The 13,181-nt window shown below is 29.1% G+C and carries 15 protein-coding genes and 1 riboswitch; of the genes, 1 reads left to right on the top strand and 14 read right to left on the bottom strand.

The annotated features are described in order from the left end of the window. The 10 genes from B5S50_RS05775 to B5S50_RS05820 form a co-directional block, all read right to left on the bottom strand. Complete coding sequence (locus B5S50_RS05775; protein ID WP_217303333.1) at positions 1–333, bottom strand: PadR family transcriptional regulator; 333 nt, start codon at positions 331–333, stop codon at positions 1–3. Between the two features lie 192 nt (positions 334–525). Further along, the gene (gene clpP / locus B5S50_RS05780) at positions 526–1,110 is read right to left on the bottom strand and encodes an ATP-dependent Clp endopeptidase proteolytic subunit ClpP (RefSeq protein ID WP_013239923.1); all 585 of its coding nucleotides are present in this window, start codon (positions 1,108–1,110) and stop codon (positions 526–528) included. Positions 1,111–1,172: 62 nt separating this feature from the next. Continuing rightward, positions 1,173–1,523, bottom strand: coding sequence for a helix-turn-helix transcriptional regulator (locus B5S50_RS05785; RefSeq protein WP_217303334.1), 351 nt, complete (start codon positions 1,521–1,523; stop codon positions 1,173–1,175). A 50-nt stretch (positions 1,524–1,573) separates the two neighbouring features. After that, positions 1,574–3,022, bottom strand: a complete 1,449-nt coding sequence (locus tag B5S50_RS05790) for a cell wall metabolism sensor histidine kinase WalK (RefSeq protein ID WP_217303335.1) — start codon at positions 3,020–3,022, stop codon at positions 1,574–1,576. Next, positions 3,012–3,704: a response regulator transcription factor gene (locus B5S50_RS05795; RefSeq protein ID WP_217303336.1), complete on the bottom strand. Its 693-nt coding sequence runs from the start codon at positions 3,702–3,704 to the stop codon at positions 3,012–3,014. The genes B5S50_RS05790 and B5S50_RS05795 overlap by 11 nt, the downstream gene beginning before the upstream one ends. Positions 3,705–4,071: 367 nt before the next feature. Further along, the gene (locus B5S50_RS05800) at positions 4,072–4,473 is read right to left on the bottom strand and encodes a protein-export chaperone SecB (RefSeq protein ID WP_217303337.1); all 402 of its coding nucleotides are present in this window, start codon (positions 4,471–4,473) and stop codon (positions 4,072–4,074) included. Beyond that, a complete protein-coding gene (locus B5S50_RS05805; protein WP_217303338.1) occupies positions 4,473–5,003 on the bottom strand; it encodes a hypothetical protein in 531 nt (176 codons plus the stop codon). Before B5S50_RS05805 ends, B5S50_RS05800 begins: the two co-directional genes overlap by 1 nt. 13 nt (positions 5,004–5,016) lie before the next feature. Continuing rightward, positions 5,017–5,400, bottom strand: a complete 384-nt coding sequence (locus tag B5S50_RS05810; protein ID WP_217303339.1) for a HEPN domain-containing protein — start codon at positions 5,398–5,400, stop codon at positions 5,017–5,019. Positions 5,401–5,774: 374 nt separating this feature from the next. Further along, positions 5,775–6,470 (bottom strand): hypothetical protein, encoded by a 696-nt coding sequence (locus B5S50_RS05815; RefSeq protein ID WP_254306718.1) that lies wholly within the window; start codon positions 6,468–6,470, stop codon positions 5,775–5,777. Between the two features lie 631 nt (positions 6,471–7,101). After that, on the bottom strand, positions 7,102–8,355 hold the full coding sequence (locus B5S50_RS05820) for a hypothetical protein (RefSeq protein ID WP_217303340.1): 1,254 nt from the start codon (positions 8,353–8,355) through the stop codon (positions 7,102–7,104). 177 nt (positions 8,356–8,532) lie between these two features. Between B5S50_RS05820 and B5S50_RS05825 the strand changes: the two genes are divergently transcribed. Then, complete coding sequence (locus tag B5S50_RS05825; RefSeq protein ID WP_013239928.1) at positions 8,533–9,267, top strand: DUF434 domain-containing protein; 735 nt, start codon at positions 8,533–8,535, stop codon at positions 9,265–9,267. Here the strand turns inward: B5S50_RS05825 and B5S50_RS05830 are convergent. The 4 genes from B5S50_RS05830 to B5S50_RS05845 all read right to left on the bottom strand — a co-directional run bounded on the left by B5S50_RS05830 (position 9,262) and on the right by B5S50_RS05845 (position 12,730). Further along, a complete protein-coding gene (locus tag B5S50_RS05830; RefSeq protein WP_217303341.1) occupies positions 9,262–10,323 on the bottom strand; it encodes an ABC transporter permease in 1,062 nt (353 codons plus the stop codon). The two genes, B5S50_RS05825 and B5S50_RS05830, sit on opposite strands and share 6 nt — an antisense overlap. A gap of 4 nt (positions 10,324–10,327) precedes the next feature. Then, complete coding sequence (locus tag B5S50_RS05835) at positions 10,328–11,065, bottom strand: ABC transporter ATP-binding protein (RefSeq protein WP_217303342.1); 738 nt, start codon at positions 11,063–11,065, stop codon at positions 10,328–10,330. A 17-nt stretch (positions 11,066–11,082) separates the two neighbouring features. After that, a complete protein-coding gene (gene splB, locus B5S50_RS05840; protein ID WP_217303343.1) occupies positions 11,083–12,105 on the bottom strand; it encodes a spore photoproduct lyase in 1,023 nt (340 codons plus the stop codon). A 211-nt stretch (positions 12,106–12,316) separates the two neighbouring features. Beyond that, complete coding sequence (locus B5S50_RS05845; RefSeq protein WP_013239932.1) at positions 12,317–12,730, bottom strand: universal stress protein; 414 nt, start codon at positions 12,728–12,730, stop codon at positions 12,317–12,319. 222 nt (positions 12,731–12,952) lie between these two features. Beyond that, a riboswitch (TPP riboswitch) is annotated at positions 12,953–13,054 on the top strand. The last annotated feature ends 127 nt before the right edge of the window (positions 13,055–13,181 follow it).

The raw sequence follows: 13,181 nt of genomic DNA on the forward strand, positions 1-13,181 counted from the left end.
TTAATTACCTCCATTAATTAACTTATCTATTAATTCCTTTGATTCATTCCAATCTAGCCTATTTTGCTTTAGTACTTCTTTTCCCAATTCTGTTATAGAATAGTATCTCCTTCTTGCTCCTGTATTTTGATCTCCCCAATAAGAAGTTATAAGAGAAGCTTTTTCCAGCCTTCTAAAAGCGGAATAAAGAGTTGCTTCTTTAAGTTCATATTTATTATCTGTCTTTTCTTTTATAAATTTATTGATTTCATAACCATAACTGTCCTTTTCAACTAAGTGCGCCAAAATTATGGTTTCTGTATGCCCCCTTATAACATCTGAAGTTATAGACATCTACTCACTCCTTACAGCATATTAAATTGTAAACTAAATTACTTTAATAATTTAGTTACATTATATAAAAGTATACCTCACCTGTCAAGGTATATTTTATTTGGACATATATATAACATAAATATATGTCCAAATAAAAAACAGCAGCTGCATAATGAAGTTTCCTTCATTATGCAGCTGCTGTTTAAAAAATTATTTTGAAAGGATTTTATCCACTAATCCATAATCTAAAGCTTCTTTAGCTGACATAAAATAATCTCTCTCAACATCCTTTTCTATCTTTTCAATAGGTTTACCTGTCATTTCACTGTATAATCTATTCATCTTCTTCTTTATTCCTAAAAGCCATTTTGTGTGAATTTCTATATCTGTGGCCTGACCCTGCATTCCACCGTATACAGAAGGTTGATGTATTAAAATTTCACTGTTTGGCAGAGCAAATCTCTTTCCTTTTGCCCCTGCTGCAAGCAAAAATGAACCCATGCTAGCAGCCATACCAACACATATTGTGGATACATCTGATCTTATATACTGCATCGTATCATATATTGCCATTCCCGCCGTAATAGATCCTCCTGGACTATTTATATAAAAATTGATATCACTGTCAGGATTGTCTGATTCCAAAAATAAAAGCTGTGCCACAATTGAACTTGCAGCTTCATCTGTTACCTGACCATTTAACATTACTATCCTATCTTTTAAAAGCCTTGAAAATATATCGTAAGAACGTTCTCCTGCATTTGTATGATCAATTACTACTGGTACATAACTCATTATTCAAATCACCTCATAAAAATATTGTCTTAATAAATAAAGTTCTTGGCATCGTATAAATATTAAGCTGCCATAGAAATACTACTTGCAGTTCTATTTCTTCTGAATTCTCTTGGAGGCATTCCATAAAGTTTTTTGAAGGCCTTTGTAAAAGATTCCTGAGAACTAAACTGATACTTTAATGCTATATCTACAATTTTATTGTCTGTATTTAAAAGCTCATTTGCAGCCTCTTTAAGCCTTCTCCTTCTTATATATTCAGCTACAGGTTCTCCAACAACAGAATGAAAAATTCTATGAAAATGATATTTTGACAGGAAGACTTTGTGAGCAATATCTTCAAGTTCTATTTTACTATTTAAATTATGCTCTATATATTCAATAGACTTCCTAATACAAGCATTGTAATTCATTTTAGAATACCTACCTCCTTAAACCTTTTCCTATATTATATATTAACCTTTCATGTAAATCCTGTCTTTTTTTGCTCATTTATACCATAGGTGCCACTGCCAACAGTAAATTTAGATGAATTATTTTTTAACTTAATATAAATTTTAAAAATATTATCATTACCTTCGGCCCAAACTTCTCCACCATGCAAATCCATAATATTTTTAACTATAGCAAGCCCCAATCCAGAGTTGTTTTTATGAGAGTTTCTAGACTTATCCCCCATATAGAATCTGTCAAATATTTTATTCATATCTTCAGTGGACAACTCTCTACTTGATAAGTTTTGAAAACTAATTATAGTATCATTTACATTATTGACAATATCTATATAGACTTCACTACTTTTTACACTATACTTTATAGCATTCGATAAAATATTTTGAAATACCCTGCTGATGAGATATGGGTCAATATTTAAGTTCAACTTTGTAATACTATATTTTTTTACAAAACTTATTTGATACCTGCTTGCAATTATAGAAAGTTCCCCTATGATTTGTTCTACAATTTCAATTATATTTACATTATGTATTTCAAGATTTATTGCTCCACTTTCCAGTTTTGAGTATTCAAATAAGTTCTCTATTAAAACTTTTAGCTTTTCCGCTCTCTCCATAGATTTTTTGCTGTATACTTCCTTATCTTCTATAGAAACATTCTTATCATTTATCAAATACAAATACCCCATTAATGAGGTAAGAGGTGTCCTCAAATCATGTGATATGTTGGTTATAAGCTCATCTTTAAAGTTTTGGACAGACTTTTCACGATTTATCATATTATTTAAATTAAGTGACATGTTATTTATCTCATCTGCCAAAGTTCCGAGCTCATCTATACCTTTTTTATCCAACTTATAATTTAAATCCTCATGGGAGATTTTCACTATTCCCTTACAGATGTACTTTATATACCTGGTTTTTCTATATGAAACCAAATATACAATTCCAAGTGAAATAATTATTGGAATTAGTATCATTGACGTATATCTAAAAATATTATGATACATACCTGTGCTTTTCCATGTAACAAGTATGTATTTATTACCTGATATATTTATATTATACACCTGATATACTACATCTCCATCCCTTGGAGTGGTATTAAGTATAATATTTTTTATATTATCCAGATCAATATACTTGACTTCTACTTCACTTGATTTAAAAATTATGCGACCTTTGATATCAGTAATAGCTATATTTACATTGTTCTCATCAGCCAAATTATTTATATAACTTTGAACTTCAGTATTTGTAGATTGCACATACCTATTTACCTGAACATAAATGTCATTTGATGCATTTACAATATTTTGAGGATTATTTGTATCCTGCATTATAACACTAAGGGCACCGCTTATACCAATTATAAGTGTGACAAAACTAAGTATATTTATAATCAAAAATTCCCTTGATATGCTCTTAAATGCAATCTTCTTTATCTTATTTATCAATTTTATAACCTACCCCCCAAACAACTTTTATGTATTTGGGATCCTTTGAATTTATCTCTATCTTTTCTCTTATATTTCTTATATGTACTGCAACTGTGTTTTTGGCATTGTAAAAAGGTTCTTTCCAAACACTTTCATAAATACTTTCCGTACTTAAAACCCTTCCCCTATTTCTTGCAAGTACTTCTAGAATTGAAAATTCAATTGGTGTAAGTTCTATTAACTTTTCTCCAATAAATACTTCTCTAGATGCAATATTTATTATCATATCATCTATAACAATTTCTTCTTTACACTGTGATCTTTCCATATTGAATTCAGAATACCTTCTAATTTGTGATTTGACTCTGGCAACTAATTCCAGCGGATTGAATGGCTTAGCAACATAGTCATCTGCTCCAACATTTAATCCTAATATCTTACTGCTTGAATCATCTTTAGCTGAAAGCATTATTATAGGTATCTTTTCTTTTTTTCTAATTTCAAGACATGCATGTATACCATCAAGATTGGGCATCATTATATCAAGTATTATTAAATCTATATTATTTTTTTCAAGCTTGTCCATTGCTATCAAGCCATCTTCCGCAGTGATAACATTAAATTCAGCATTTTTTAGATAAATTTCTATTATATCTAAAATATCATTATCATCATCCACTACTAGTATAGTACTATCCATAAATTATCTTTAGTGGGAAAGTGCATATTAAGTACTCAACCTTCACTAAAATTCGCTTCCTTTCTTTTTATACTATTTTCTATGTATAATACGCTGATAATTTACAAAAAGAATATTGCATTCTGCATTTCGCGTTAACCACATTCCTTAGTGTAACATAGAGGGACTATCTATAAACTTAGAAATGTGCTTTAGCGACTATTTTAAGTATTTTCTATTGCTTAAAGACATACTTGAGTATGAATTTTCCTTGTTAAAGTCAATCTCAAATCAATGCATTCAGAAGCACCTTGTTTAGAAGAAGCCTTAACTATATTATTTTTATTAAACAAAAAAGTACATCATAAACTGATATACTTTCTTATTTTTAATTATGCTGTATAAGTGCTAAGATATTTATTGGTGGTAATAATATTGGTTTTATTCCAGATTTTTGAGTCATTGTTGATATATGCTCCCTTATATATGGAAACATAAGTGCTGCAGAATTATTCCTTATGTAATCTTCAATATCCATGTTTTCACTGCCTTCTATTACTGAGAATGCTCCAACAAATGTATTTTCTAACTTCAACACTTCTTTATCGTCACTAATAAGTCTTAAAGTTGAAGAAAGTTCAACAGAATAGCTATTACCATTCATATTCCATCCTGTTCCGATTTGAAAATCTACTTTTGAATCTTGGGGAACATTATAATCTCTCCAGAAATTCTCCTTAACTAATATAATGTCATCAAATCTTATTCCAGGCTGTTTATTCTTGTCCATTATGCTGCTAACCCCATTTCTTGATCTTCTTTATTAACATGAGTCAACAGCAGAGTTGACTCATGAAGTACAGTATTTTGATCTTCACTATAAAATTCAAATGTACTAAGTCCTTTACTGCTAGTAAACATAAACTTTGGTCTTATATTTGATATAGTATCTTTTTCTAAATTAATACTATAAGAAAATCTGTTTATATCTGACATCAACTTACTATTTATAATGATAGAATCAGCGTTTACTATTGTGTCCCTTTGTAATTTATAACTAGGTTCTAAACTTTTTGCTTTAAAATAATCATATCCAAAAGAAAAATTGAACATGTCATTATTATAGAAAATCTCCTTCATTTTAGATCCAACAAAATCCAAAAATGATTCGTTTTCAAACTGTAATGTCTCATTATTATGCCAAATATCATATATATCTTCATCTTCATCATAATCATAATCAATTATAATATTTGAATATTTCTGCTTAATTGATTTAATAAAAACTTTTATTAAATCTTCATGGGATCTAGTCTCCATAGTTATGCCCCCTTTATATTAAATTATCTAAAACTTCGTTAATTGAATTAAAAAAAAACTTAAATACTAAATTAAATTCATTTTTGCTATTTATCTTATATTCACGATAATCTGCCTTTGCTCTACTTTTTTTTAACCTAAACATAGAAGACAATTTTGCTGTATCTTGTGATGGAAGAGTACTTGATAAATTATTAGTGAATTGATTAATAATAAAAACGTGTGAATCCTGACCCTTTGGTGGTTCTGTATAAAATCCTTTTTTCTTTGAAATATAAATTATCTTTTCATAAAGAGAATAATAATATCTACTAACTGCAGCATCGTAAAAGTTATTACTTTCTGCCCAGCTCGCAGTTTTAAAATTATCCTCTGATTTTTGTAATAAGTTCTCCACTCCCATATCAACACCTATTTCTAGTATATGATTTTTTAACTAAAACGTTTCTTTAATTAATTTTAACACATAAAATTTCTATTGCAATAAATTCTACATAATTTTTATAAATGGTTACCATTTATTTCATCGCATTAAATATCGATATAAGAATGATTTATTAATATTATATCCATTTATATGTAAAATAAACTATTTAAATATCAGAGATTTAGCGCCTAAATTCCAGTAAAAAATTTATTTTTACTGGAATTGTATTCTCTTACATTTACTTAAATAATTGGTAAGTCACCAGAATGTTAGGTCTTAAAAACAGATATACGTACCCTTTATCCCAAAAATCTTAATAAAAAATTTCCAGTTTTATTTTGAAATTATACTTTTGTAAATAAAGGATTATCCCAATCATCTTCTATAGTAAATCTTTCATCTTTTACTCTTATCAATGCATCCATCACTATAGAAAGAACTTCTTTTATCCAGGTAGATTTACAGTAAAGAGCATCAGCCACTATGATGTCAGCAAAATGATGATACTTCTTATATAACTTCTTAATTAGTCGTTTACTACCCGTAATTTCACCTTCATCTTTACTGGAACTATCCTTTTTAGGTTCAAGCATCTCTTGACCTAAAATAATATGTGGGTCTGATCCTACTCTTGTACACACTACAGATCTATGGAAATAATGGGTAGTTTCATCTTTATTCTTTCGAGAAAGGCATTTATTGCAACATTTTTTAGTACTTTCAAATAATTCTACACCATCTATGGCAGCTACTTTTAAGCCATCCATATCAAAGTTACTTAAACACCGCCTGACTGCGTCAATGTGCAGTATTCTAGTATTTTTAGGTAACACTTTTTTAAATTTATTCTTTTCAATCCAATGTTCTAATCTATTGAAACTTCTTATTTGAAGCATGAATCCAAATAACACTACGAAAACTATTGTTGAAACTTTTACTGGAGATTTTACTCTTTTATCTTTTAAACTATTGATTTTTTCACCTATATAATATACTTTATTAATATAAGTAAGTAATTGTTTTAAATAACTTTTACTCATTTTATCAGCATCCTTTTATTTTTAGTTTTCAGCAAAACCATTATAAAAAGGATGCTCTTATTATGCAAATTTTTTCCGTATAATTCCCAGTAAAAATCGGAATCTATTACTTCTACTGTAAATATTCATAAGACTTTATAATCCAAAGGATTACCGTCCTAAAAGTTTTTTAAGTGCTAAACTTCTGTTTAAATATTATAACATTTAAATAGTTTATTTTTATCACATTATAATATAATTTTAACTTTATTTTATATTTTTAACTTTATCTAGATGTTTCTTTATTCTTTTATTTTCATCTTTCAATTTTTCCATATCAACCAACTGAACAATTAAATCTTTCTTATCTTCTTTTAATTTCCTCATAGAACTTTTTTATCTTATTATCTTTAGCCTGCAATTTATCCTTTGATGTTGCTACTATACTATCAAGAAACACCTTTCTCAATCACTCTAAAGCTTAATATACACTCTTTCACAGTATCATCATTATATAAGAATTCTTATACCAAAGTAGGGGATAAGCACTGCTCCGCGCCTGGATAAGTTCTTTTAAAGTCCAGCTAAAGAAAAGTCATCCTTATAAAGTTAACTCCATCTGAACCTAAGAATCACTTTATTATACAACACTTTATTTGCCTAATCTTTTACTTTTTTTAACAAATGGCATACTTATTTTCTCACCAAAATATGAGAAAAAATAAACAACTATAAATATAGATGGAAATGAATAACGCGGCTGTCCCTCTGTTATAAAGTAAACACAAGAAAACATGTAAAAGCAAATTAAATTATATAGAGAGTATGAATCAATTTCTCTTTTTTTAATCAAATTTCTAATTACTTTTACACTGTACAAAGGCATTAAAATTATTGCGGGAATAAATATTACATACCTTGCTATATAAGTATAAACTGCAAATAATATTTTAAAGAACAAATTTAAATTTGTTCCATTTAAACTGTAAAATAAATCACCTCCATCAAGATAGGTCTTAAATAATCTTGTAAAACCTAACTTTACAAAGGATAATGGATGACTTAATATCCATTTTTTAGCTGCTTTAGACAGCATTTTATTTTTTTCTGTAGCATTTGCATTTATGTATTCTTTAGTATTGACAATAGAATTCTCAACATTTTTAGCATCCATCCAAACACCAGATTTATTTTGAGAATTGTTATTTATATAAAGTACTATTCCAGAGTTGTTTGATATAGATGTAAACTCACCAATTAACTTAGTATTTCTATATATCCATGGAGATATAGAAACACAGCTAACTATGAGTACTACAGCTGTATGTTTTAAAACATCTTTAAATTTCATCCTTAAACATATCTCCAATATGAATATAGCAAAAAAGAACACCATAAAAAATGGTTTTACCATAGCATCAGCAGCTGTTAAAACACCAATTATTACATATTTGTACTTAATATCGTGAAAATATATTAGTGTTATAAAAAGTAATATAGTGGTAAATAATATTTCCGTTGCCAAAACACTGTTATAGAAAATATTGCTTGGGAAAAATACAAATAACCCATAAATAATTTTACGCCTTTTCTCATTTAAATTTGCTTTTTGTAGTATAATATAAAACATTCCATAATTTAAAAATGTCAAAACCAAATTAAAAACTTTTGCTGAAGCTAAGTTGTTCCCAAAGATTTTATATATAAATCCAAGAACAATGGAATACCCGACAGAGGTATAAGTATCTCCCCATTGACCTCCACTTGCCACTTGATTTGCAATCCTATTGTAGTATGCAAAATCTGAAAATGGCTGGGTATTTACTAAAATAACCCACAATATGCTAATTAACATTGCTGCAAGTGTCATGTTTCTGTAATATCTGCTCATATGTATATCTTCCATTATAATCCTCCTGTACTGAATGCATACAAATTTTTGAATTAAATTCTAATTTATACACATAAATAAATTATCTGTAATTCTTAACTTTCAATTTGATTTTACAAGATATTTTTTAAGAATTGCCTATTAATTTTATGAAGATTTTATGAAGATTAATCTCAAAAGGAGGTTTTAAAAATGAACTATAATTTGAGAACAGTTAGGAGAGGAAGTGATCCCAGTGACAATAGATGGTTTTCAAAAGAATCCGTTTTGAAACTTCAAAAAGCACAGGTAGAAGTATCCTGGTTACTTGATAGAGGTTACAAAATGCATTCAATTATAGAGATGGTAGGTAATCATTACCAGTTTTCACTAAGACAGAGAAATGCTCTTCAGCGTTCAACCTCTTCTAAAGTAAGCTGCGAAAAAAGGAAATCAAAATGTCTGCCTTTTTCATGCATATCTGAGGACTGCATATACATAGACGGATTTAACCTTATAATAACTTTAGAAGTTGCCCTTTCAAAAGGAATATTAATATTATGCAGTGATAGTACCATAAGGGATATAGCAGGACTTAGGGGAACTTATAGTATTGTAGATAAAACCCACCTAGCCTTAAATTTAATTGGCCAGGAATTTATTACTTTAGGTATACCAAAGGTTAAATTTTTTCTTGATTCTGGAGTTTCAAATTCGGGCAGACTTAAAAATTTTATACTTGAACATTCAATTAAATGGAATATTCCTGTTGAAATAGAATTAATACCAAATGCAGACCCTCTTCTCTCCAAAATGGGCAGAATTGTAACAAGTGACTCCATAGTCCTTGACAGCTGTTTAAGCTGGTTTAATATAGCAAGAAAAATAATAGAAGACTATGTACCTGATGCTAACATAATAAATTTAAGTAGAGCAATTTCTTTATAACCGTCTGTATTTTTTTAGTGCCAATGAGTTTAATACTATAAACAATAGTGCATAACCCAAAAGTATTAAGATATCCATATAAACTTTCGAAAGTCCATACCCTCTAAGCACAATTCCCTTTAGGGCATCTGCACCATATGTTAGTGGAAATATTTTAGAAAGTATATTTACCCATATTGGCGTTTCTCTAAGGGGAAATAATCCACAAAACAATATTTGAGGTACTATGACTATAGGAATAAATTGAAATAATTGAAATTCATTTTTAGCAAATGCAGAAAGTAAAGTTCCAAGAGTCAATGATCCTGCTGCCAGCAGCACATTTACAAGTAAAACTAAAATTGGACTTCCTTTTATGATAATGCCAAGACCATATACCATAAACAGTTGAATCACTAGAGTTTGAAACATAACAAATATACCAAACCCTAAAAAGTATCCTAATACAATTTCTATTCTCTTAACAGGTGTTGCCATAAGTCTATCCAATGTACCGCTAATTCTTTCCCTTAAGAAAGATACCCCTGCCATAAGAAATACAAAAAAGAATATAAAAAATCCCATCATCAGCGGAGCAACCGTATCAAAAGTTGTCATATTCTCAGAACCGTTTATATATTTATACTCACTATCAATCATTCTAAAACCCAGCTGCTTCAGCATTGGATTTGATGCAATACTAGTATGCATATATTCGTTAAAAGCTTTTGAAACTGCTTTTTTAACTGAATTTGAAACTGCCATATCACTTCCTTCAACAGTCACTATAATTTTATCATTTTCAAATTTAACTAGTCCATCTATAACATTATTTTTTACTCTGTCAAGAGCCTTATTTTCATCTTTAACCTCCACTATATTTGTCTCATTTTTAAGTGATTCCATAAGTGTTTGTGGTAAATTTATTCCTTCTAAATTGGACTTATCTATACCTGAATTCAACATTATACTTAGCAAATACAGAACAAATATTGGTGCCACAAATAATAATGCAAGAGATCGTCTATCTCCTAAGATTTGTTTTATAACTCTTTTTGCTACAGAAAAAGTATTCATATATCTACACCTCTTCCTTTAAAGAACTAAAGTATAGAAAAGCATCTTCAATAGTTTTTCCACCAGAACTTTTTATTACTTTATCTGGACTTCCTTCTGCTATTACAATTCCATTTCTTATTAGAAAAAGTCTATCACACTTATATGCTTCATCCATTACATGTGTAGTTATAATTATAGTTCCCTTATCTCGTTTTATTTTATAAAATTCATCCCAGAATTTTTTCCTAAGAACAGGATCTATGCCAACTGTAGGTTCATCTAAAATGAGCAATCTAGGTCTGTGTACTAGTGCTATAGCCAATGATAATCTCCTCTTCATTCCACCTGAAAAGTTTTTAACTGGATACTTATACTGCTCTTCCAAATTAACAAGTTTTAAAACATCCTTAGCTCTTTTTCTTATAATACTTTTTTTAATATTGTAGAGTTCTCCAAAAAACAATATATTATCAATTGCACTTAAATCATCATACAGTGCATCACTTTGTGCCATATATCCTATTCTTGAAGTTACACCAAGAGACGGCATTTTTTCACCAAGTACTTCAATAAATCCTTTAGATAATTCTTTCATTCCAATAATAGATTTTACAATAGTGGTCTTTCCTGAACCAGAAGGTCCTAAAAGTCCAACTATCTCTCCTCTTTTTATATCCATATTAATATTTCTTAATACAACTTTTTTATCATATCTAACTTCTGCATCCTCTATTTTAACTACATTTTCTAATTCCTGCATGATTAAAATTCTCCCGTTTATATAATGTATTTTATATTTTCTTTTGAGAATCTACTTGAAAGTTCTCTTTCAAAAAAGGTTTTAATTTCTTCCATTTGCTCTTTCGTGTACAAAAATTTACCGTATCCAAATTGACCATACTTGAATTTTCTTTCACTATCCTCCATTGGCAGCGTCGTTTTAGGAAATACCTGTAGTATGATATTTTTAGCTTTAGTTGTATATCTATGCGATATGACTTCAAATCCAATAGGATTCTTTAAATTTTTAGGCATTCTATCATATAACATGTCTAAAACTTTTTCATATTCCTGCTTCCAATTTTCATATATGAATACAGGTGCTATTATAAAACCTATAGGGTAACCTGCTTCAGCAAGTTTAAAAGCAGATTGTATTCTTTTTTCCATTGAAGCTGTATAATGCTCATATTGTTTTATTATCTTATCTGTATTTAAACTAAATCTTATTTCCGTATGACCATTATGATTTATGTTTAAAAATCCATCTATATCATTGTACTTTGTTACGAATCTAAATCTTGCAAGCTTTTGATCTCCAAAGTATTCTATACTCTTTTTAAGTGAATTGGTATACGGCTCCACAGGAACTGGATCGGAGGTTGCAGCACCTTCAAATACAGTTATTTCAGGATTTCTTTCATCTATATATTTTTGAGCCTGTTTTAAGATGTCATCAACATTGACATGAACTCTCACAAAAGGTTTTTCCCCTAATTGTGTATTTAAATAGCAGTACTCACACTGTCCAATACATCCACTAACTAAGGGCAGTTGATAATGTGCCGAAGGCTTACAACTTTGAAATTTCAAGCTTTTTTTTACACCCACAACTAAAGTTTTTTTACCTTCCCTGTACTTTTCATATATATCTTTTCCTGGCACAGCTGACATAACTCTATTTGAAGACAATTTTATTATCTCCACCTTGTCATCATTTTTAAATCTATTATATATCTCATTTCCCAGAGAATATTCTAGGGTACCTTTTTCAAAAATAACTCTATGTGGAACAAACATTAATTACACACCTTCCTGATATAGAGTTTCTAAACAAAACTCAACTTATACCTCAAACAATTCATAGGATGCTCATTAAAGTATGTGAAAAAATCAATAAAAATATTCTAAATAAAATCACCTATAATTCCAAGTCCCAGACAAATATTTTAATATGCAGATAAAAATAGCCATAATGCTTGTACAACATTATGGCTATTTTAAACCATTTTTATTCTGGAACAATCATAACTAAAACCTGTGAATTTTTTAATACTTTACTTGTTACAGATCCGATCATTCTAGCCAAACCCTTTTTATTAGATTTAGTCATAATTATCATATCAAATTCATCACAATTTGCCTTTTTCAGTATTTCATCTGCTACACGTCCAAAAACACAATATTTTTCAGGTTTATATTCTTGAATCTTTCTTTCAGCTCTATCTAAGATGTTTTCACCTTTTTTCCTTGCCATATCTACCATGCTATTTGATACACCCGTTTCATTTACTATAACTATTTCAGATACATACATAAGAGTTAACTGTACTTCATCTCTGGAAAACAATTTTTTTAAACAGTCAAGTGAATGCATACTTCTCTCTGTTTCATCTAATGGGACTAAAATTCTTTTCTTTTCCATATCAACACATCCTATCATTTTTATTAATTTGTTTTGTAACAAAAATCTTCAATTAATGCCATTATATCACACGTACTGCAAAAACTTTTATTCGGCTGCTATTGCTAACACCCTCCCACATTCCATTTATGTACATATGGGGAAACTTAGTCAATGAAGTAAATATTAAAATTTCATATTGCAAATTTTTATCACTGTAGTAAAATTAATGTATAAAACTTAATACTTTTGTGGGGGTGCTGCAAGGCTGAGAAGAGATCTTTCTCTAACCCTTTGAACCTGATCCAGATAAAACTGGCGTAGGGAAGCAACTTACATATTTTTGATTTTAAAGGTATATGCTTTTCTGCATATACCTTTTATTTTGACCTGATGGCTGCCTACTGTAATACTCCCACTAAGTAAAATTCAATTGATATTAATTTTAAAGTTACTAAATTAGGGGGGTAAA

The sequence above is a fragment of the Clostridium sp. 001 genome, from assembly GCF_019056555.1.
GTDB lineage: Bacteria > Bacillota > Clostridia > Clostridiales > Clostridiaceae > Clostridium_B > Clostridium_B ragsdalei.

What these genes read in the sequence shown, in the direction of transcription:
- B5S50_RS05775 (WP_217303333.1), bottom strand. Translation starts at nt 333, where the DNA reads ATGTCTATAACTTCAGATGTTATAAGGGGGCATACAGAAACCATAATT.
- clpP (WP_013239923.1), bottom strand. Translation starts at nt 1,110, where the DNA reads ATGAGTTATGTACCAGTAGTAATTGATCATACAAATGCAGGAGAACGT.
- B5S50_RS05785 (WP_217303334.1), bottom strand. Translation starts at nt 1,523, where the DNA reads ATGAATTACAATGCTTGTATTAGGAAGTCTATTGAATATATAGAGCAT.
- B5S50_RS05795 (WP_217303336.1), bottom strand. Translation starts at nt 3,704, where the DNA reads ATGGATAGTACTATACTAGTAGTGGATGATGATAATGATATTTTAGAT.
- B5S50_RS05800 (WP_217303337.1), bottom strand. Translation starts at nt 4,473, where the DNA reads ATGGACAAGAATAAACAGCCTGGAATAAGATTTGATGACATTATATTA.
- B5S50_RS05805 (WP_217303338.1), bottom strand. Translation starts at nt 5,003, where the DNA reads ATGGAGACTAGATCCCATGAAGATTTAATAAAAGTTTTTATTAAATCA.
- B5S50_RS05815 (WP_254306718.1), bottom strand. Translation starts at nt 6,470, where the DNA reads ATGAGTAAAAGTTATTTAAAACAATTACTTACTTATATTAATAAAGTA.
- B5S50_RS05820 (WP_217303340.1), bottom strand. Translation starts at nt 8,355, where the DNA reads ATGGAAGATATACATATGAGCAGATATTACAGAAACATGACACTTGCA.
- B5S50_RS05825 (WP_013239928.1), top strand. Translation starts at nt 8,533, where the DNA reads ATGAACTATAATTTGAGAACAGTTAGGAGAGGAAGTGATCCCAGTGAC.
- B5S50_RS05830 (WP_217303341.1), bottom strand. Translation starts at nt 10,323, where the DNA reads ATGAATACTTTTTCTGTAGCAAAAAGAGTTATAAAACAAATCTTAGGA.
- B5S50_RS05835 (WP_217303342.1), bottom strand. Translation starts at nt 11,065, where the DNA reads ATGCAGGAATTAGAAAATGTAGTTAAAATAGAGGATGCAGAAGTTAGA.
- splB (WP_217303343.1), bottom strand. Translation starts at nt 12,105, where the DNA reads ATGTTTGTTCCACATAGAGTTATTTTTGAAAAAGGTACCCTAGAATAT.
- B5S50_RS05845 (WP_013239932.1), bottom strand. Translation starts at nt 12,730, where the DNA reads ATGGAAAAGAAAAGAATTTTAGTCCCATTAGATGAAACAGAGAGAAGT.